Here is a 20602-nt window from a genome sequence, read left to right as displayed (position 1 = left end):
TACCGATACCTGGATGCTTCGATAGGCTGACCCGCATGACCACCGCTTCGGACGCAACGCTGGGGATCGTCGGCGTCGTGGATGCTGTCACCGCTCAGTTGCGCGGCCGTATCCTCCGTGCCGAGATCCGTTCCGGGGATCCGATCACGGAAGCGGCTGTGTCGCAGTCCTTCGGAGTGGCCCGTCCCAGCGCGAAGGCGGCGATCGAGCAGCTCGTCGCGAGCGGACTCCTGGTGCGCACGGCGCATCGCAGCGCGCGCGTGGTCGGGATCGATTCTGCGACGGTGCGGGATGTCTATCGCACCAGGACGCGGCTCGAGAGCGCCGCCCTTCGCGACCTCGCGGTGACGCGGACGGTGCCACGCGCGGCCGTCGAGGCGAACGCGGAGCTCCTCGCGATGCCGCCGGGGCCGGACCCGGCGACCGTCGCGCCCGACCTGCGATTCCACACCGCTCTCATCGAGGCGCTCGACAGTGAACGCACCGCTCGGATGTACCGCAGCGTCCTCGACGAAGTGCGCTTGTGCATGGCGCAGGTGCAGGGTCGACGATTGCTCGACGCGGCGGCGATCGCGGCGCAGCACAGCGATATCCTGGCTGCGGTCGCCTCGGGAGACGGGGAGCGAGCAGCAATCCTCCTCGACGCTCACCTGTCATCGGCCGAGGAGCGGCTGGTGGAGGCGCTCGACGCGGACTAGCGTCGCGCCCGTCGTCACTCCGCCGGCGCTTCCTCCACGACGATCGGCGCCTCGGAGGGGTCGGTCCATTCCGGGGCGGGGAGCACGGTGTCGGTCTGGCCGGCCTGGATCGCGCGCAGTGCCTCGGTGATCTCCTCGTCGTTCTCGGGAACGGGGAGCCCGCACGCCCGGAGCTCGGACGTGAACTGGAGCGTCAGCCGGATCTTCCCCGCTTCGACCGCCTGCGCCGTCGTGCCCGTGCGGATCTCGCTCCCGGTCTGGATCGCCGACACCTCATCGCACACGTGGTACACCTTCCCGCCATCGACCCAGACGACCTCGTCCTTGCCGAGGAGCAGGATCACGGCGGACTGGTCGGCCGTGTACTGCTCGACGGACGGCGGATCGAAGTCGACGCCGATGAACACGGCAAGGGCCGCGAGAGCCACGCCGACGATGCCGGCCGTGGTCTTCTGTCCCTTGTCCATGTCCTTGTTCAGGTAGATCAGGATGACCAAGGGCAGGAAGGCGACCACTGCGATGATCGCGCCGAGCTGGTTCTGCACGAAGAAACGCGTCTTGTCGGACTTGCGTGCGGGGTCGAGGCGGTTCGCCTTCTTCCACAGCACCGATCCGGTGATGGACAGCGCCGCGATGACGACCAGCAGCACCAGCAGGGCGATGAACGCCCACTGCGGGAACGTCGCGGTGACGCCCTGTTCCTCCAACAGGCCGGTGTCGGGATCGCGGAGCAGAGTGCCGTCCTCGCCGACGAACTCGCGCTGGCGGAGGAGCCAGAAGATGCCGACACCCTCGCCGATGATCGCGACCGCCCAGAGGACCGCGGCGATCCACCGGAAGCGTGTGGCCCTGGCCTTTGCTTCCGCAGTGGGAGTCCAGCCGGAGGGCGGCTCCGGAGTCGCGTTCGTCGCGGACGGTTCGATCCGCGCGTCGGTGTCGTCACTCTCGGCCACGGTGCTCCCTTTCCCCTCCGATGCCCGCCGTTCCAGCTCAAGGCAACCCTGAGCATAGTGGACCGGGTGTCCTACGCTAGAGGGCATGACTTCCGACTCCGACGACGCCCTCACCTGGGATGGCGACGAGGCTTCCGCGCCGAAGGATCCCGCGTTGCCCCCTGGCTGGAACGCCGTCGGGAAAGGCAGTCGCGACGTCGGCACGATCGAGGGGGACGGAACGATCACTCCCGCCCGGTCGGATGAACAGGCCGGCCTGAGCACGCCGATGCTGCTGATCCTCGGCATCGTCGGCGGCGTGTATCTCCTCTACACGGTCGGATGGATCGTCGGCGGACTGCGTCTGCGGCCACTGGCGTCGTTCCTGGTCGCCGATGCGATGTTCCTGCCCTGGTTCGTCCTGGCGATCGCTGCGCCGGCGCTCTGGTTCCTCGCGAGCTGGGTCCTGACCAGGGGGAGGGCTTCGTGGATCCGCGTCGCCGTGCTGCTCGCAGGAGTCGTCCTGCTGGTTCCCTGGCCCTTCGTCACCGTGGGGGTGGTCGGATCATGAGCGCATCCCCGACCACGGAGCCGGTGTCCGCCGGTTCGCCGCGCTGGCTCGTCGGCCTGGTCGTCGGCCTGGCCGGACTGTTCTACGCATACGCGGTGTGGAACGCCGTCGCGCATCTGATCACGATGGCGCAGACGGGACTGACCGCCGGCGGGTGGGCGACCTTGCTCTTCGGCGTCGCGTTCCCCGCGATCGTCTTCGTCTTCGCGTACCTGATCGGCCGTCGTCGGCGGGTGGGGGAGCTCCTCCTTGTCTTCCTGGCCGGACTCGGTGTCGTCGCGGTGTTCTGGATGAGCCTGATTGCGCTCAGCCTGACGATGCCGAGCGCCTGAGTCGCGGGCGTCACACGGCACGGAGCGCCCCGAGCCCTCGGGTAGAGTTGACGCGATCGCGCCCCCATGGTGTGCGGCGCATCGGCCCCTCCCGCCTGCCGCGCTGCCCCGAAGGATCCACTGTGCCGAAGCCCGTCGTGCTCATCGCCGAAGTTCTCTCTCCCGCCACGATCGAGGCCCTCGGCCCCGACTTCGACGTCCGCGACGTCGACGGTACCGATCGCGAGGCGCTCTTCGCGGCACTCGCCGACGCTGACGCCGTGCTGGTGCGTTCGGCGACGCGCATCGACGAGGAGGCGCTGGCGCACGCGCCGAAGCTCAAGGTCGTGGCCCGTGCGGGCGTCGGTCTCGACAACGTCGACATCAAGGCAGCCACCGCAGCGGGCGTCATGGTCGTGAACGCGCCGACGTCCAACATCGTCTCCGCGGCGGAACTCACGGTCGGCCACATTCTGAGCCTCGCCCGCCGCATCCCCGCCGCACACGCGTCGCTCTCCGGTGGCGCGTGGAAGCGCAGCTCCTTCACCGGAGCCGAGCTGTTCGAGAAGACGGTCGGCATCGTCGGCCTCGGCCGGATCGGCGCCCTCGTCGCCGCGCGCCTCGCGGCCTTCGACATGCGTGTTGTCGCCTACGACCCCTACGTCACGTCCGCCCGCGCGCAGCAGCTCGGCGTGCAGCTCCTCTCCCTCGACGAGCTCGTGGCCGAGTCGGACTTCCTGACGATCCACATGCCGAAGACGCCGGAGACCACCGGCATGATCGGTGCCGCGCAGTTCCAGGCCATGAAGCCGACGGCGTTCGTGGTCAACGTCGCCCGCGGCGGACTGATCGATGAGGAAGCGCTCCACGCGGCGCTCGTCGCAGGAGAGATCGCCGGTGCCGGGCTCGATGTCTTCACGACCGAGCCTCCCGTGGACGGCGGGACCGCGCGCCCGCTGCTCGACCTGCCCAACGTGGTCGTCACGCCGCACCTCGGCGCGAGCACCGAGGAGGCGCAGGAGAAGGCAGGCGTCTCGGTCGCCCGCTCGGTGCGTCTCGCCCTCGGCGGAGACCTGGTGCCGGACGCGGTGAACGTCGCGGGTGGCGTGATCGACCCGTACGTGCGCCCCGGCATCTCCCTGGTCGAGAAGCTCGGCCAGATCTTCGCCTCGCTGGCGACCTCGCCTCTCACGAGTCTCGACGTCGAGGTGCACGGCGAGCTCAACGCCTACGACGTGAGCGTTCTCAAGCTCGCCGCGCTCAAGGGCGTGTTCACGAACATCGTGAGTGAGACCGTCTCGTACGTGAACGCCCCGCTCCTCGCCGAACAGCGCGGGATCGCCGTGCGTCTGATCAAGGACGACGTGAGCGACGAGTACCGCAACGTCATCACGCTCACGGGCGCACTGTCCGACGGGACCCAGCTGTCGGTCTCGGGAACCCTGACGGGGCCGAAGCAGACGGAGAAGCTGGTCGGGATCAACGATCACGCGCTCGAACTGCCGATCGAGCAGCACCACGTCGTGATGCTCTACACCGACCGCCCCGGCATCGTCGCGGTGTACGGGCAGAAGTTCGGCGAAGCAGGCATCAACATCGCCGGCATGCAGATCGCGCGTCAGGCGGCGGGCGCTCAGGCGCTCAGCGTGCTGACGCTCGACTCGCCGGTGTCGGAGGAGCTGCTCGAAGACGTGAGCGCCGCGATCGACGCCGACCTCTTCCGGCAGATCGAGATCACCGAGGTCTGAGCACCCGTCTCTCTGACCGTCAGGCCGTGGCTCGGAGCACCAGCGCGATCAGGTCCTTGAGCTCGTCGCTTCGGGGAACCAGGCGTTCGGGTCCGTGCACGTCGAGGGAGTTGTTGAAGTACAGGCCGTCGCTGACGAGCATCACGAGGTCGAGGCTCGCGTTGTCGCGCACGTGCGGACGGATCGTCTCAGCCCAACGTCGCCGTGTTTCGCGCAGCATGTCGGCCGCAGCGACCGAGCCGCCCTGCGCGAGCCTCGTCGTCGCGATCAGGACACGGTCGAGGGCGTCGTCTTCCATCACCGAGGTGCGCACGTAGTAAGCGACGGGCCCTTCCTCGGCTGCCGTCATCCGCTCGAGGTCCGCTGTCGTGAGGCGGTCGAGGCGCTCGACCAGGCCGATCTCCAACTCTTCCTTCGAGCCGAAGTGGTACAGCAGACCACCCTTGGAGACCCCTGCTGCCTTGGCTGTCGCGTCGAGGGTCGCGGCACGCTCGCCGTCTTCGATCAGGATCGCTTCGAAGGCGTCGAGCACCTTCTCGCGAGCGAGGGGAGGTCGGGGCATCGTGGGTCCTCTGCACAGGGGGAGCGGTCGGAATTCTGTTACTATACCAGCCGGACGGTTCACTAACCGTCGATCACGATCCTGAGAGGTGTTCCATGACCCGTACTGCGTCGATCCCGACGACAGAGACGGATGCTCCCCGTGTCGGAGCCCGTGGCTGGGCGGCGCTCGTCGTCCTCATGCTGCCGGTGCTTCTGGTGTCGGTGGACAACACGGTGCTGAGCTTCGCGCTCCCCGAGATCTCCATCGCGCTCGCGCCCACCGGTGCGGAGCAGCTGTGGATCATCGATGTGTACCCGCTGGTGCTCGCGGGACTCCTCGTCACGATGGGTACCCTGGGTGACCGGTTCGGACGTCGGAAGATGCTGCTGATCGGGGCGACCGGCTTCGCCGCCGTATCCGCACTCGCCGCCTTCGCGCCCACGGCCGGCTTGCTGATCGCCGCCCGTGCGCTCCTGGGTCTCTTCGGCGCCATGCTGATGCCGTCGACGCTCTCCCTCCTCCGGTCGATCTTCCGCAACCGTGATCAGCGCCGCATGGCGATCGCGGTCTGGGCATCGGCGTTCTCCGCCGGGTCGGCGTTGGGTCCGATCGTGGGCGGCATCCTGCTCGAGCACTTCGCCTGGGGATCGGTCTTCCTGATCGCCGTTCCGGTGCTCATCCCCCTGCTCATCGCCGCACCGCTGCTGGTGCCGGAGAGTCGTGATCCGAACCCGGGTCGCATCGATCTGATCAGCATCGCGCTGTCGATGGCGACCATGATCCCGGTGGTCTACGCGATCAAGTCCCTCGCGGTGGACGGCCCGAGCCTCACCGCCGGCGCCTGGGCTCTGCTCGGCTTCGGCATGGGCTACCTGTTCGTCCGTCGTCAGCTGCGGGTCAAGAGCCCGATGCTCGACATGGCGCTGTTCCGGCGCGGTTCCTTCTCCGGGGCGATCCTGGTGAACCTGCTCAGCGTGGTCGCATTGGTGGGCTTCCTGTACTTCGTGTCGCAGCACCTGCAGCTGGTCCTCGGCCTGTCGCCGATGATGGCCGGCATCGCACTGGTCCCCGGCATGCTCGCGATGATCGTGGCGGGGCTCTCCGTCGTGCCGGTCTCGCGCCGCGTGCCGCCGCACATCGTGGTCCCCGCCGGGCTCGCGTTCTCGGTGGCCGGCTACCTCATCGTGGCGTTCACGACGCATGAGCACGGCGTCCTGCCGCTCGTGGTGGCGTTCGTGGTGCTGGGCATCGGCATCGGCGCGGCGGAGACGATCTCCAACGAGCTGATCCTCTCGAGCGCTCCCGCAGCCAAGGCAGGCGCGGCGAGTGCGGTCTCGGAGACGGCGTACGAGCTCGGGGCGGTGCTCGGCACCGCGGTGCTCGGCGGCATCATCACGGCGTTCTACCGCGGCGCTCTCGTGCTTCCGGCAGGTCTGCCCGCCGATGTCGCACACGCGGCGGAGGAGACCCTCGCCGGCGCCTATACCGCAGCGCAGGAGCTCCCGGCGCAGCTGGGGACGGCCCTGTGGGACGCGGCGGCCGACGCATTCGGTTCCGGTGTGACGGTGACGTCGCTGATCGGAGCCGGGCTCGTCGTGGTCGCCGGGGTGATCGCCGCCGTCACACTGCGCAAAGCCCCCTCGCACTGACCAGTACGCTGGGAGAATCGGCCCGCCCCGCCCTGCGGCAGGTCTGGGCCGGTCCATCCCCGTGCAGTGCGCAAGGAGTGTCATGTCGCGTGTCGTGAAGCTGGCCGTCATCCCCGGTGACGGCATCGGTCCCGAGGTCATCGCCGAGGCGGAGAAGGTGCTCGACGCCGTGACCGCGGCGAGCGACGTCGTGTTCGAGAAGACCCGCTTCTCGCTCGGCGCCGGCCGCTTCCTGGAGACCGGCGACACGCTCACCGATGACGACCTCGCCGCCATCGCCGCCCACGACGCGATCCTGCTGGGCGCCGTCGGCGGAACGCCGGGGGACCCGCGACTGAAAGACGCGAACATCGAGCGGGGACTCCTGCTCCGGTTGCGCTTCTCGCTCGACCACTACGTGAACCTGCGTCCCTCCAAGCTCTTCGTCGGAGCTCCCGGACCGCTGGCCGCGCCGGGGGAGATCGACTTCGTCGTGGTCCGCGAGGGGACCGAGGGGCCGTACGTCGGCAACGGCGGGGCGATCCGCAAGGGCACCCCGCAGGAGGTCGCGAACGAGACCTCCGTGAACACCGCATTCGGTGTCGAGCGGGTCGTGCGCTACGCCTTCGAGCTCGCGGAGCGTCGCCGCAAGAAGCTCACGCTCGTTCACAAGACCAATGTGCTCGTCCACGCCGGAGCCATCTGGCAGCGCATCGTGAACGAGATCGCGGCCGAGCACCCCGAGGTCACGGTCGACTACCTGCACGTCGACGCGGCCACGATCTTCCTGGTGACCGACCCCTCGCGCTTCGACGTCATCGTCACCGACAACCTGTTCGGCGACATCCTGACCGACCTCGCCGGAGCGGTCACGGGCGGCATCGGCCTCGCCGCCTCGGGCAACATCAATCCCGATGGCGCTTTCCCCTCGATGTTCGAGCCCGTGCACGGCTCCGCCCCCGACATCGCCGGTCAGCAGAAGGCCGATCCGACGGCGGCGATCCTCTCGATCGCGCTGCTGCTCGACCACCTCGGCCTCTCCGCCGAATCCGCGCGGGTGAGCGCCGCGGTCGAGGCCGACATCGCCGCCCGCAGCGCGGCGCGCACGACCGCGGAGATCGGTTCCGCGATCACCGCACGACTCTGACCGCAGGCGTAGGCTGAACGGGCGCGAGGATGCGCCCACCCACGAGGAATGGATGATGAGATGACGACCATCGATGCCGAGGCGACCGTGGCTCCCCTGGAGTTCGCCGTCACGAAGAACCTGACCGCCGCGTCGCCCGCGCGGCTGGCCGAGGTGCTGGAGAATCCGGGCTTCGGTGTGGTCTTCACCGACCACATGGTCGACATCTGCTGGTCGGTCAAGGGCGGCTGGCACCGGCCCCGCGTGCAGCCGTACGGACCGATCCCGCTCGACCCCGCGGCGTCCGTCCTGCACTACGCACAGGAGATCTTCGAGGGCATCAAGGCCTACCGCCACGCCGACGGCTCGATCCACACCTTCCGCCCCGACCGCAATGCCGCGCGCCTGCAGGCCAGCGCCCGCCGCCTCGCGCTGCCCGAGCTTCCGACCGAGTACTTCATCCAGTCGCTGCGCGAGCTGATCGCGGTCGACGGTCGCTGGGTACCCAGCGGGGCCGACCAGAGCCTCTACCTGCGTCCGTTCATGTTCGCCAAGGAGGCCTTCCTCGGCGTCCGCGCCGCGCAGAAGGTCGCCTACTACGTCATCGCCAGCCCCGCGGGCGCCTATTTCTCCGGCGGTGTGAAGCCGGTGCGCATCTGGCTCTCCGAGGAATACGCCCGTGCGGGCAAGGGCGGCACCGGCAAGGCCAAGACCGGCGGCAACTACGCGTCGAGCCTGCTCGCACAGAGCGAGGCGAGTGCTCAGGGCTGCGACCAGGTCGTGTTCCTGAACGAGAAGCGCGACGTCGAGGAGCTCGGTGGCATGAACGTGGTCTTCGTGTTCAAGGACGGCCGCGTCGTCACCCCCGAGTCGGACAGCATCCTCGAGGGCATCACCCGTGACTCGCTGCTGCAGCTCGCGGAGGACCGCGGGTACACGGTCGAGAAGCGTCCGATCTCGATCGACGAGTGGCGTGAAGGCGTGGCATCGGGCGACATCGTCGAGGTGTTCGCGTGCGGCACGGCCGCCGTCGTCACCCCGATCGGCGCGCTCGTGGGCGACGGCTTCGACGAGCCGCAGCCGCTGGGAGAACTCGCTCTCTCGTTGCGCGAAGAGCTGACCGACATCCAGTACGGACGCCGTGAGGACAAGCACGGCTGGCTCCTGCGCCTCGACGCCTGACGCCGGACCCCCGACGCCGAGACCCCGTCCTCTCGCCGAGACCCCGTCGTCTCGGCGCACGCAGGACGGGGTCTCGGCGGCGTTGGGGGGTCTCGGTGCAGGGTGCCGTGCTCGCTAGGCTGGACACCATGAAGATCGCCCGGTTCAGCCACGACGAAGCCATCATGTACGGGATCATCGACGAGCGCGAGCTCGTCGTCCTCGCGGGGGATCCGATGTTCACCGGGTACGAGACGACCGGCGCTCGTGTGCCCCTCGCCGACGCCGCGCTGCTCGCTCCGGTGATCCCGCGGTCGAAGGTCGTCTGCGTCGGGAAGAACTATCACGATCACGCCGCCGAGATGGGGGGAGTGGCCCCGGAGGAACCGCTGCTGTTCCTGAAGCCGAACACGTCCGTGATCGGACCGGGTGATGCGATCGTGCGTCCCTCGCTCTCGGAGCGCACCGAGTATGAGGGTGAGCTCGTCGTGGTGATCGGGAAGATCGCGAAGAACGTGAAGGCCGAGAACGCGCTCGACTACGTGCTCGGCTACACGATCGGCAACGACGTGACCGCGCGGGACCTGCAGCGCAAGGACGGCCAGTGGTCGCGGGCCAAGGGATTCGACACCTTCTGCCCGCTGGGACCGGTGATCGAGACGGACTTCGATCCGGCCAACGCGACGATCGAGACGCGGGTGAACGGCGAGGTGCGCCAGCACGCCCCACTCACCGACATGATCCACTCGGTGCCGGCGATCATCGAGTACGCCTCCGCCGTCTTCACCCTTCTCCCCGGCGATGTGATCATGACGGGCACGCCGGCCGGGGTCGGCACGTTCGAGGCGGGTGACGTCGTCGAGGTCGAGATCTCCGGACTCGGCATCCTTCGCAACACCGCGCGCAACGCCGTTCCCGTGCCATGACGACCGTCGCCCTGACGGCGGCGCAGCAGACGGCGGTCCAGCGGCGAACCGTCCTGGTGCTGTCGCTCGGACAGGTCCTCGGCGGCATCGCATTCGGTGCGACGGTCTCCCTCGGCGCGCTCCTGGCCGCGGACATCTCGGGCAACGATGCGCTTTCCGGGCTGGCCACGGCTTCCGTGACGCTCGGAGCGGCCGCATGCGCGATTCCGCTCGCCCGCCTCGCCGCGCGCGTCGGACGGCGTCGCGCGCTCACCCTCGGCAACCTCTTCGCGCTTGTCGGTATCGCGGTCGTCATCCTCGCCGCCTCCCTGCGCGTCTTCCCGCTGCTCCTCGTCGGGATCCTGCTGATCGGGGCGGGCAACGCGGGGAACCTGCAGTCGCGGTTCGCCGCCACCGATCTCGCCGCACCGCAGCATCGTGGTCGCGACCTGTCGATCGTCGTCTGGTCGACGACCATCGGCGGTGTCGCCGGCCCGCTGTTGCTCGGACCGGGCGAGATCGTCGGGCAGGCGGTCGGGATGCCTCCGCAGACGGGCTCCTATCTGTTCTCGTTCGTCGCGCAGTGCGCGGCGCTCGTGCTCTACATCGTCGCGCTGCGGCCCGATCCTCTGCTGGCCGCTCAGCGTCTCGCGAAGTCGTCCGCCGCCGTCACGGGAACCGCGGTCGCGGACCGGCCTCGGGTCGCGCGCTACGCGATCTTCGCGATCGCGGGGTCTCACGTGGTCATGGCATCGGTCATGGCGATGACCCCCGTCCACCTGTCCCACATGGCGCATGGCGCCGGCGGGATGGCGCCGAGCCCGGCGGATGTCTCCGCGCTGGTCGGTATCACGATCGCGCTCCATGTCGGCGGCATGTACGCGCTGTCGCCCGTCTTCGGGGTGCTCGCCGACCGGTGGGGCCGGCTCCAGGTCGTCCTCCTCGGTCAGGCGCTCCTCGCGGGGGCGCTGGCTTTCGCGGTCTTCACGGGCACCGAGGCCTGGGGCGTGATGGTCGCCCTCATCCTGCTCGGTCTGGGGTGGAGCGCCGCGACGGTGGCCGGTGCCGCGCTCCTCACCGAGGCGTCCGCGCCTGAGCTCCGCACGCGCAGGCAGGGCCGCAGCGACTCGTTGATGAGCCTGTCCGCTGCGGCGGGTTCGGTGCTCGCGGGAGTGGTGCTGGCGAACTTCCAGTACGCGGGGCTCGGGGTCGCGGCCTTCGTGCTGGTCATCGCGATCGTGGCGCTGGCTCCGCTGGCTCGTTCCGGAGCACGGTGAAGGACTGGTCCGGCGTCGGCGACGCGTACTCGGCTTCCTACGCCGCGCTCTGCGCGGGCACCTTCTCGGCGATGCGGGAGGTGCTGGGCGAAGGGAACGGTCGCAGTCTGGTCGACGTCGGTGCGGGGGACGGCACGCTCGCAGCGAGGTGGGCGGCCGACGGATGGACGGTGACGGCATGTGAGCCGGAACCCACCATGCGCGCGGCGTCCCGCCGGTTGCACCCTCGGATCGAGACGATCGACGGCGCCCTGCCCACACTGCCGTTCGCGGAGGGAGAGTTCGACGTGGCCATCGCGAACTTCGTGCTCAATCACGTCGACTCTCCGCGCTCTGCCGCCGCGGAATTGCGACGAGTCAGCAGGGGTGTCGTCGTGGCGACGGTCTGGACCCTCTCGCCTTCCTGGCTCTGGGCCGAGATCACCGAGCGTGCCGGGATCGCGCCGTTCGTCGGCGCACGGCTCTCGGACGCGGAGGACTTCGAGCGGACGTCTGACGGATTCGGGCGGATGCTGCACGAGGCGGGACTCCCGCACGTCGCGGTCACCGAGATCGACTGGATCTGGAACGCGGACCCGGATTCGCTCTGGCTCTCGGTCGACGGGGGAGTGGCCGGTGCGGGTGCTCTCTACGCCGGTCTCGACCAGGCCGAGCGGCAGCGCTTCCGAACCGCGTTCGACACCGTCGTGGAGGAGCGGAGCGTGCGCGGATCGCTGCCGCTGGAGCATCGTGCGGCGATCGCGGTGAGCGCCGGTCGCTGAGCGCCGCGACCCGCCGACGGCGCCCAGCGCTGTCCCCGTAGAATCGAAGGGCTATGGCTACCCCTCATCCTCTCACCACGACTGTCAGTGGTGCCGACGTCCGCGTCCGCTTCTGCCCCTCGCCGACCGGTCTGCCGCATGTCGGCATGGTCCGCACGGCTCTCTACAACTGGGCCTATGCCCGTCACAACGGCGGGAAGATGGTGTTCCGCATCGAGGACACTGACGCCGCGCGTGACAGCGAGGAGAGCTTCCGCCAGCTGGTGGACGCGCTGACCTGGCTCAAGATCGACTGGGATGAGGGCGTCGAGGTCGGCGGTCCGCATGCGCCCTACCGGCAGTCGGAGCGTCACGACATCTATCGTGAGGTGATCGACAAGCTCATCGCCACCGGAGCCCTCTACGAGAGCTACTCCACGGCGGAGGAGATCGATGCGCGCAACGAGGCCGCCGGTCGCGCCAAGCAGCTCGGCTACGACAACTTCGACCGCGACCTCACCGATGCGCAGAAGGAGGCGTTCCGTGCCGAGGGCCGTCAGCCCGCTCTCCGCCTGCGTGTTCCGGATGAGGACCTCACGTACGTCGACCTGATCCGCGGTGAGGTCACCTTCCCCGCCGGTTCGTTCCCCGACTTCGTGGTGGTGCGTCCGAACGGCGTGCCGCTGTACACGTTCGTGAACCCGGTCGACGATGCGCTGATGGGCATCACCCACGTGCTGCGTGGCGAAGACCTCATGCCCTCGACCGCGCGCCAGCTCTCGCTGTACGCGGCACTGATCGATGCAGGTGTGACGACCTTCGTGCCGCGCTTCGCCCACATGCCGCTGGTGCTGGGGGAGACCGGCAACAAGAAGCTCTCCAAGCGCGACCCGCAGGCGGACCTGTTCCTGCACCGGGAGCGCGGGTTCATCCCCGAGGGGCTGCTCAACTATCTGGCTCTGCTCGGCTGGTCGATCGGTCCCGACCGCGACGTCTTCTCGCTCGATGAGTTCACCGCCGCGTTCGACATCACCGACGTGAACCCCAACCCGGCGCGCTTCGATCAGAAGAAAGCCGAGTCGATCAACGGCGATCACATCCGGATGCTGGGGGAGAAGGACTTCGCCGAGCGGACCGTGCCGTACCTCGCCGCCGCGGGTCTGTTCGATGAGCCCACGCATGAGCAACTGGTGATGGCGTTCCGCGTCGCGCCCCTCGTGCAGGAACGTGTGCAGCTGCTGGGTGAGGTGCCGGGGATGGTCGGCTTCCTCTTCACGGATGAGGTCTCGTATGCCGAGGACGCGCTCAAGGGCCTTCCGGCGAATGCGGCCGAGGTTCTCGACGCCTGCGTCACCGCGCTCGAACCGGTGACGGATTTCACGCCGGAGAAGATCCAGGAGGCCCTCGCCGCCGAGCTCGTCGAGAAGCTCGAGCTCAAGCCGCGCATCGCCTACGGCCCGCCGCGGGTGGCCATCACCGGCCGCCGGGTCTCGCCACCGCTGTTCGAGTCGATGGAGCTGCTGGGCAAAGAGGAGTCCTTGCGTCGCCTGCGGTCGCTCTCCACGTTCCTCGCGAGCTGAACCGCGACGCGCCCGGGCGGCGGCATAGGGCACCGGTTTTGGTGTTCCGCCGCCGCTCGGGTAGGCTTGATTCTCGGTGCGAGGCCCTGGTTTCGCCCTTGGGGTATGGTGTAATTGGCAACACGACGGTTTCTGGTTCCGTTATTCTTGGTTCGAGTCCAGGTACCCCAGCAAGATCAAAACCCCCGCTCAGACGGGGGTTTCTTCGTGTTCGGGCGGTTGTGCTCAGCTGGCCGGTCGTCGCGCGGCATCCTCCCGCGTCGCGTCCGAGGAAGACCGACGTCGCGACTAATGTGAATGTGTGACAGGAACACGAGCGGAATCGGCATACTCCCGCGCTGTCACCGCCTTCCGCACTCCGACCCTCGATCTGCTCCACGGTCGGTACGCTCCCTTCGTCGTCGCCTCGCTTTCTCTGCTGTTCACGGCTGACCGGCCGTCGATCCCGATCGCGGATGCCCATGCCGAGCTCTCCGAGATCCTCGAGGAGCTGAGGGGCGCGGACGACGATGACGATGAGCGACGGACACCGGCGGGGACCGGACGCGATGTCTCGAGGAACTGGGTGCGCCTGGGCTGGCTGGTCCAGCAGATCGATGACGACGTCGAGGTGTATCGGCTCTCCGCGCAAGCGGTGGAGGCGCTGGAGATCGCGGGCCGGACGGGCGGTGGACGCACACGCGTCTCGAACTCCCGCGTGCGCACGCTCCTCGAGGCCGTGGAGCACTTGGCGGACAGTGCGGAGGCCGATCCGGAGCGACGACTCACGCGCCTTCGCGAGGAGCGGACGGCACTCGACGCGGAGATCGCCCGGATCGAGGAATCCGGCAAGGCGGATCCCCTCGATGATGAGGAGCTCTTCGAAGAGGCGGAGAACGTGCTGCATCTGGCTCGCGAGCTCCCGGCGGACTTCACGCGCGTCGCCGAATCCCTGAAGCTCATGCAGCGCGATGTCGTCGCCCATCTGCGTCGCGACGAGCGTCCGACGGGCGAGGTCCTCCGTGAGTATCTGCAGCGCGCGCAGGACGTCATGAACTCCACCCCCGAAGGGCGCGCGTTCGCCGGGGCGCTGCGGTTGATCGGTGACCCGGAGCGCATCGACGCGCTGTCCGAGCAACTCCACGGCCTGCTCCGGCAGCCGTTCGCACGCAAGCTCGACAGCAACCAGCGCGCCGATCTCGATGCCATCGGACGCCGGGTCGAACTCGGCGTCGAGGAGGTCTTGGCCGCGCAGCGCCGCGCATCGCACGTCATTACCGGGCAGGTGAAGACGCACGATCCGCTGCGGGACCGTCAGATCGACGACCTGCTCCGCGATGTGATCGCCGCCCTCCATGTCTGGGACGGCACGGGCGCGAGCGCAGCGCCGGTGCGCAGCCTCCCGCTCGTCGACCTCGGACACCTCCGGCAAACGGTGAGCAGCATTCGCCCTCCCGCCGCCCCCGCTCCCCTCACGGACGCCGACGACGTCGAGTTCCTCGACGTCGACAGTCGCGCCTGGGGAGGCCCGAGATACACCGAACTCGAAGAACACGTCTCCGCCCTCGGCGAGGAGTTCGACCTCGCCGCCGCGTTCACGACAGCCGCGGACGACACGCGCCGCCCCGTCGACCTTCTCGGTCTGCTCGAGATCGCACACCGCAACGGCATGACCGAGAGCGACGAGGTGTCGGTGGTCGAAGCCCTGCGTCCGGACGGCTCGACACGACGTTTCGCGTTCGGTGCCGTCACGGCGCGCAACCCGAAGGAAGATGCACATGCCTGAACAGAGCCTCGCGACCGAGGCGCCGCTCGATGAGCCGTTCATCGCGCCGGTTCCGATGGAAGACGACATCGAGGAGCACTTCGCCGGTGATCGGGGAACGCTCGATCCGGAGATCCGACGTGTGCTGGTGCACATCCTGCAGCGCCGGTTCATCGCTGCGGAGCGCAACCGTCGGGAGTGGACCCTGCTGCTGGACCATCAGCAGGTGATCGAGTCGCGCTTGAACGACCTGTACCTGCGCCTGGTCATCGACCACGGCCGGGGATTCGCGTACAAGCAGCAGCTCCGCTCCGACGAGATCGACATGCCCGTTCTCCTCAAGGATGCGCCGTACACACGTGCGGAGACCCTGGTGCTCGTGCACCTGCGCACCGTCTATCAGCGGGAGTCCGCTGCCGGTGAGGCCTCCGTCCGCATCGACATCGAAGATCTCGAGCAGACGGTGCTGAGCTACTTCACGGATGTCGACGGAGGGACCGCCCGACAGCAGAAGGCGATTCGCAACGCGATGGACCGTCTCGACCGTGAGGGGATCATCCAGGAGGAGACGAGTGGTCGCTATCGGATCACGGCGCTCGTCGAAGTGGTGCTGAGCGCGGAGACGCTCAAGGAGCTCCGGGATTGGCTGCGGTCGCAGGAAGTGGTGCAACGATGACGATGGTCGACACGCTGTTCGGACTCATCCCCTCGGGGTCCCGAGGGCAGCAGTGGGTGGCGGAGGAGCTGCAGCTGATCAACTGGGGCGGCTATGACGGCGGCCCTCACCGCGTGCGTTTCTCCCCGGATGCGACCCTGCTCTGCGGCGGTTCGGGGTCGGGGAAGTCCACGCTGATGGACGCGTACATCGCGCTCATGATGCCGCATACGACACCGTTCAACGGCGCGTCCAACGGTGGCGTGACCGGGCGCCCCCGGGGCGAGGAGCAGCGGAACATCCTCTCCTACGGGCGGGGGAAGATCGACGAGTCCCGAACCGAGGACGGCACCAAACTGCGCGTGCTGCGTGGTGACGGTGAGGACACCTGGAGCGCGATCGCCACGACGTGGCTGGATCACGACGGATCACGGTTCACCGCGGTGCGTGCGTGGTACATCCCGGCGGACGCGCGCACGCTGGAAGACACGACCCGGGTGCGGGCGACGGTCGGCGGCGCCTTCGACCTGGGACTGCTGGAGCAGGCGGCCGCGCAGCGCCTGTCCGATTCGGCGGTGCGTGGGACCGGGCTGGAGACGCTCGCCACCGACCGTGAGTTCTCGGCGCGGCTGCAGGCCGTGCTCGGGATCGGTGCCGCGGGCTCCGGCTCGAAGGCCATCAGCCTGCTGGCGCGCATCCAGGCAGGACAGCAGATCACGACGGTCGACGATCTCTACAAGAAGCTCGTCCTGGAAGAGCCCGAGACCATGGCCACCGCAGACGCCGTCGTCGCGCACTTCGACGAGCTCGAGAGCACGCGCACCCGGATGCTGACCGCCAAGCAGCAGGTGAGCGCTCTCGAACCGATCCGGGCGATCAAGGAGCGGATCGCCGCGGCTGCCGAGCGCGTCAGGGTGATCGACGAGGTCGGGGTCTTCACGGATCCGTCCTCGCTCGCCGCTCTGTGGAATGCGCAGCGACGTCTGGATCTGCTCCGCGAGGTGGAGGTCGAACTGGGCGACCGTGCGCGTGCCCTGAGCCTCGCCGTCCGCGAGAAGCGTGCGCTCGTCGACGCGGCCGACCTCGAGCGCGAAGGACTCCTCGATGTCCTCCGTCAGTCCGGCGGCGATCGCCTCGAGACCGCGCAGCGCGAGCTCCGCGTCGCGGAACGCCGGCTCGAGGACGTCCGTCGGGAACGGGCGAAGTTCGACGCCATCGTCCGCGAGTTCGGCGCAGAGGTCGAAACCGCGGCGCAGTTCGACGCGTTCGTCTCCCAGGCTCGCGGTGCGTCGGCGAAGTCCGACAGCCGCGGGGCACGGGCTGCGTTCGCCGACGCGGAGACGACTCGGAGAGCCGCGGAGACGGAGATGCGCGGTGTTCGGGAGGAACGCGAGCGGACGAGCCGTGTGCGGGGCAGCATCCCGGCGCGTCTCGACGAGTCGCGGGCGCTGCTCGCCGAGGCGGTGGGTCTCTCCCCGTCGGAGCTCCCCTTCGTAGCGGAGCTCATCGAGCTGCGGACCGAGTTCGAGCCCTGGCGTGAGGCTTTCAACCTCGCTCTCGGCGGTTTCGCCCGGACGCTGCTGATCGATGCCGAGCACTTGGCGACGTTCCGCTCCGCCATCAACGCGGTCCGCACTCCCGAGCGCCTGAACTACGAAGGCGTGCACGTCGGACTGCCCGAGATGCGCCCTGCCGATCCGAAGTCGCTTCCCGCCCGGCTCGACTACCTGCCATCGCCCTTCACCGGCTGGTTGCAGCAGAGACTGCAGGAGCGTTACGGGTACGTCTGCGTGGATTCCCCCTCGCAGCTGAGCGAACACCAGAAGGCGCTCACGATCAGCGGTCAGGTATCTCAGGGAAGCCGCGGCGGTCACGGCGGTCAGGGCCGTGCCAATGTGCTCGGCTTCACCAACGAACGCCGGTTGCGGGAACTCGACGAGCAACTCCACCGACTTGCCGAGCGATACGAGGACGCCGCCGCGGCGGCGCAGGAGGCCGAGGCCGCGCTCGACCGGATCGAGACGACGTCCACCGCGCTCGCGAAGATCGAGGACCTCACCTGGGAGCAGATCGATGTCGCCGCCGTGGAAGCGGAGAAGGAGCGCTGGCTCGCGGTCGAAGCCGAGGTGACGACGGCCAGCCCCGAGATCGCGCAGCTGAAGAGCCAGGCCGAGGAGTTGAGGGCCCGTGCGGGTCGCCTCCGCGACGACGAGGCGCGTCTGGGCAATGAGCTCGCCCAGACGCAGGAGCGGTGGGGGCAGGTGACCGATGACGTCGACACCTGCCAGACCGTGATCGATGCGGCAGCGTCGTCGGGGACCGTCTTGGAGGAGGGGCACGCGGCCTTCCTCGACGGGCGATTCCTGCATGCGGAGACCGGGGACACACCGACGGCGGCTCAGAGACTGTCGCATCTCGACACAGCGCTCCGGACCGCCGCGCAGCGCCTCCTCGAGGAGCGCCGCGAAGCCGCCGACGCTCACGAGCAGCAGCGGGAGAGCATGCGTCGACTCATGACCGGGTTCCTCGAACGCTGGGACAGTCTGACGATCCTCCCCGATCCGGATGCCTCGGTCGGCGAGTTCGAGAGCATCCTCGAAGCGCTCCAGACCAACGGGCTGCATGAGCTCGAAACCGAGTGGCGCGACAGTCTCCTCAAGCTGTCCGGAAACGATCTGACGAGCCTCGACTCGACGCTCAGCCGCTCCCTCCGAGAGATCAAGGATCGGATCGATCCCATCAACAGGATCATGGAGGAGCTCCCGTTCTACGACGATGACCATCGGCTGCAGATCACCCCGCGGGAGAACCAGACGGAGGCGCGCAAGCGGTTCCGCAGGGAGCTCCGTGAGGTCCGCGGACTCATCGATGCGGCGTCGACGGATGCGGAGCGTGAGACCGTCTACCGCAAGATGAGCCGGCTGATCGCACGCATGCGTCGCACGGCCCCCGATTTCGCGGAGCTGATCGACGTGAGGAACCATGTGCGGGTGAGTGCGGAGAGAGTGGACGCCGCCACGCGTTCGCATGTCGCGCTCTACGACCACATCGGCGAGAAGTCCGGAGGGGAGTCGCAGGAGCTCGTCGCGTTCATCGTCGGCGCCGCTCTTCGGTACCAGCTCGGAGACGCGGGCGCGGCTCGACCGCGCTACGCCCCGGTCTTCATGGACGAGGCTCTGATCAAGGCCGATGCGCATTTCACGAAGCGCGCGATCGGTGCGTGGAGAGGTCTCGGCTTCCAGCTGGTGATCGGCGCCCCGAACGACAAGTACAGCGCGATCGAGCCTCACGTCGATGTCGAGTACGACATCCTCAAGGACACGCACGGGCGGTCGTGGGCGAAGGCGAAGGTGGGCCTGCCGGAGGACACCGAGAATCGGAACGCCTAGGCTCCAGACATGGCTTTGGAACCCCTCTTCCTCCGTCTCGATCGGATCGCGGGCGGCCGCCACGCCGGCGTCGCCATCAGCGAGGCCGACCGCACCCATCCCCGGACGGTGCGCGCCTTCGCGTGGATCCTCTGGCTTCTCGTCGTCGAGCTCGTGATCGGTGTCGGGGCGGTCGTGGTGGCGCTGGTGCTCGCGGTCGACGGAGAGCCCGTTTCATTCGCGGTGTGGATGCGGACGCTCGTGGTCCTCGCGATGACCGTCACGCTGTTCTACTTCGCGTGGCGAGCCCGGCGAGGGTGGCGCTGGGCGTATCAGCGCCTGCGCCTGTTCGCGCAGATCTTCCCGATCATCACGCTCGTGATGGCCGCCATCCCCGGCCTGTATCCGCTGTGGATGGTCTCCGAGCAGATCATCTTCAGCCTCATCATGATCGGTATCGCCGACTTCCTGACGAGCGACCACATGCGTCGTGCGTTCGCCGCACCTCCCTCCGACGACGATTAGCACGCACGGGGCCGCGACGCCACTCCCTATCGCCGGCCGTGACGAGGCGGCATCCTCGTCTGAGGCGAGAGGGTCGAGGAGGGAGAGCGGATGGCGAGACTGAACCGGGTGGTTCCGGGGGAGGACCCCGGGTTCCGCAGGCGGCGATCCGGATCGGGGTTCCGGTATGCGGGTCCCGGGGGAGAGACCGCCCCGGAAGCTGATCGGCAACGCATCGACGATCTGGTGATTCCGCCGGCCTGGCGCGACGTCTGGATCGCTGCGGATCCGTTGGCGCACATCCAAGCGGTCGGGGTCGACGAGGCGGGCCGCAAACAGTACCTCTACCACCCGCTGTGGCGCGTCAGCCGCGACCGCAAGAAGTTCGTCCGCGCTCTCGAACTCGCCGCTGCGCTTCCCGGTGCCAGAGCACGCGTGACACGGGCTCTCCGCGAGGATGGACAGACGAAGGAGCGCGCGCTGGCGATCGCCTTCCGCCTGCTCGACGATGCGGCACTCCGGATCGGCTCGGAGCGGTACCTGGTGCGTCACGGCAGCCGTGGTCTCACGACCCTGCGACGTCGTGACGTGCGCGTGGCCGGGAGCGAGGTGGCGTTGTCGTTCCCCGCCAAGAGCGGGCGCACGGCATCGATAGAGATCACCGATGAGGCGCTCGCGGACGCCCTGACCGATTTCGCCGCGGGGAAGTCCGGAGCCTTCCTGCTGGCCTATCGGCGCGGCCGCCGCCGTGTGCGCATCAGCCCGGCCGAAGTGAACGCGTATCTGCGCGAGGTCACCGGCTCCTCCTTCTCGGCGAAGGACTTCCGGACTCTGCACGGGACGATCATCGCCGCCGACGCCCTGGCCCGGATCGGCGAACTCGATCGTCGCAGCGAGCGCAAGCAGGCCGAGCGGCTCGCAGTGCAGGCCGCGGCGACCGCACTCGGCAACACCACCGCCGTCGCACGCGGCAGCTACATCGATCCGAGAGTGTTCACGCAGTATGCGCGGGGGCGCACCCTCGACATCTCCGTGTCGCCCGAGACGGCCATCCGCCGACTGCTGGGCGGACCGGCGACGTCGCGGAAGAGGACGCGGCGATCCGGATGA

At 68.6% G+C, this 20602-nt stretch carries 18 protein-coding genes and 1 tRNA gene; 17 read left to right on the top strand and 2 right to left on the bottom strand.

Going from position 1 to position 20602, the window contains the following annotated elements; all coding sequences use genetic code 11:
• Window positions 1–35 precede the first annotated feature (35 nt).
• The gene (locus KV397_RS09135; protein ID WP_153243974.1) at window positions 36–698 is read left to right on the top strand and encodes a GntR family transcriptional regulator; all 663 of its coding nucleotides are present in this window, start codon (window positions 36–38) and stop codon (window positions 696–698) included.
• Window positions 699–712: 14 nt separating this feature from the next.
• On the opposite strand, the gene KV397_RS09130 is transcribed toward KV397_RS09135, so the two are convergent.
• Complete coding sequence (locus KV397_RS09130) at window positions 713–1651, bottom strand: hypothetical protein (RefSeq protein ID WP_261811124.1); 939 nt, start codon at window positions 1649–1651, stop codon at window positions 713–715.
• Window positions 1652–1736: 85 nt separating this feature from the next.
• On the opposite strand from KV397_RS09130, the gene KV397_RS09125 reads away from it, so the two are divergent.
• The 3 genes from KV397_RS09125 to serA all read left to right on the top strand — a co-directional run bounded on the left by KV397_RS09125 (window position 1737) and on the right by serA (window position 4260).
• Window positions 1737–2201 carry a hypothetical protein gene (locus KV397_RS09125; protein ID WP_131490898.1) on the top strand — a complete coding sequence of 155 codons (465 nt, stop codon included), beginning with the start codon at window positions 1737–1739 and terminating at the stop codon, window positions 2199–2201.
• Window positions 2198–2533, top strand: coding sequence for a hypothetical protein (locus KV397_RS09120; RefSeq protein ID WP_047523921.1), 336 nt, complete (start codon window positions 2198–2200; stop codon window positions 2531–2533). Before KV397_RS09125 ends, KV397_RS09120 begins: the two co-directional genes overlap by 4 nt.
• 122 nt (window positions 2534–2655) lie before the next feature.
• On the top strand, window positions 2656–4260 hold the full coding sequence (gene serA / locus KV397_RS09115) for a phosphoglycerate dehydrogenase (RefSeq protein ID WP_261811123.1): 1605 nt from the start codon (window positions 2656–2658) through the stop codon (window positions 4258–4260).
• Window positions 4261–4279: 19 nt separating this feature from the next.
• On the opposite strand, the gene KV397_RS09110 is transcribed toward serA, so the two are convergent.
• The gene (locus KV397_RS09110; RefSeq protein ID WP_047523923.1) at window positions 4280–4822 is read right to left on the bottom strand and encodes a TetR/AcrR family transcriptional regulator; all 543 of its coding nucleotides are present in this window, start codon (window positions 4820–4822) and stop codon (window positions 4280–4282) included.
• Window positions 4823–4917: 95 nt separating this feature from the next.
• On the opposite strand from KV397_RS09110, the gene KV397_RS09105 reads away from it, so the two are divergent.
• From KV397_RS09105 to KV397_RS09045, 13 genes are all read left to right on the top strand, one after another.
• Window positions 4918–6453 carry an MFS transporter gene (locus KV397_RS09105; protein ID WP_047523924.1) on the top strand — a complete coding sequence of 512 codons (1536 nt, stop codon included), beginning with the start codon at window positions 4918–4920 and terminating at the stop codon, window positions 6451–6453.
• An 82-nt stretch (window positions 6454–6535) separates the two neighbouring features.
• Window positions 6536–7579, top strand: coding sequence for a 3-isopropylmalate dehydrogenase (locus KV397_RS09100; protein ID WP_261811122.1), 1044 nt, complete (start codon window positions 6536–6538; stop codon window positions 7577–7579).
• A 60-nt stretch (window positions 7580–7639) separates the two neighbouring features.
• Window positions 7640–8740, top strand: coding sequence for a branched-chain amino acid aminotransferase (locus KV397_RS09095; RefSeq protein ID WP_134353616.1), 1101 nt, complete (start codon window positions 7640–7642; stop codon window positions 8738–8740).
• A gap of 128 nt (window positions 8741–8868) precedes the next feature.
• Complete coding sequence (locus tag KV397_RS09090; RefSeq protein WP_047523926.1) at window positions 8869–9645, top strand: fumarylacetoacetate hydrolase family protein; 777 nt, start codon at window positions 8869–8871, stop codon at window positions 9643–9645.
• Complete coding sequence (locus KV397_RS09085) at window positions 9642–10901, top strand: MFS transporter (protein ID WP_261811121.1); 1260 nt, start codon at window positions 9642–9644, stop codon at window positions 10899–10901. Before KV397_RS09090 ends, KV397_RS09085 begins: the two co-directional genes overlap by 4 nt.
• Window positions 10898–11662 (top strand): class I SAM-dependent methyltransferase, encoded by a 765-nt coding sequence (locus KV397_RS09080; RefSeq protein WP_153243976.1) that lies wholly within the window; start codon window positions 10898–10900, stop codon window positions 11660–11662. Before KV397_RS09085 ends, KV397_RS09080 begins: the two co-directional genes overlap by 4 nt.
• Before the next feature lie 53 nt (window positions 11663–11715).
• Window positions 11716–13221: a glutamate--tRNA ligase gene (gltX, locus tag KV397_RS09075; protein ID WP_261811120.1), complete on the top strand. Its 1506-nt coding sequence runs from the start codon at window positions 11716–11718 to the stop codon at window positions 13219–13221.
• A gap of 99 nt (window positions 13222–13320) precedes the next feature.
• Window positions 13321–13392: transfer RNA gene (locus KV397_RS09070), tRNA-Gln, on the top strand.
• Window positions 13393–13522: 130 nt separating this feature from the next.
• Window positions 13523–14986 carry a DUF3375 domain-containing protein gene (locus tag KV397_RS09065; RefSeq protein WP_261811119.1) on the top strand — a complete coding sequence of 488 codons (1464 nt, stop codon included), beginning with the start codon at window positions 13523–13525 and terminating at the stop codon, window positions 14984–14986.
• Entirely contained in the window at window positions 14979–15641 is a 663-nt protein-coding gene (locus KV397_RS09060; RefSeq protein ID WP_047523930.1) for a DUF4194 domain-containing protein, read from the top strand. The genes KV397_RS09065 and KV397_RS09060 overlap by 8 nt, the downstream gene beginning before the upstream one ends.
• The gene (locus tag KV397_RS09055; protein ID WP_261811118.1) at window positions 15638–19009 is read left to right on the top strand and encodes an ATP-binding protein; all 3372 of its coding nucleotides are present in this window, start codon (window positions 15638–15640) and stop codon (window positions 19007–19009) included. The genes KV397_RS09060 and KV397_RS09055 overlap by 4 nt, the downstream gene beginning before the upstream one ends.
• A 9-nt stretch (window positions 19010–19018) precedes the next feature.
• Window positions 19019–19513: a hypothetical protein gene (locus tag KV397_RS09050; protein WP_153243980.1), complete on the top strand. Its 495-nt coding sequence runs from the start codon at window positions 19019–19021 to the stop codon at window positions 19511–19513.
• Between the two features lie 90 nt (window positions 19514–19603).
• Complete coding sequence (locus KV397_RS09045; RefSeq protein WP_131490909.1) at window positions 19604–20602, top strand: DNA topoisomerase IB; 999 nt, start codon at window positions 19604–19606, stop codon at window positions 20600–20602.

Origin of the sequence: Microbacterium aurugineum (assembly GCF_023101205.1) — a bacterium.
In the GTDB taxonomy this organism is placed as follows: Bacteria; Actinomycetota; Actinomycetes; order Actinomycetales; family Microbacteriaceae; genus Microbacterium; species Microbacterium aurugineum.
Note: the sequence above shows the minus strand (reverse complement) of the source record. Positions and strands in the feature narration are given on the sequence as shown.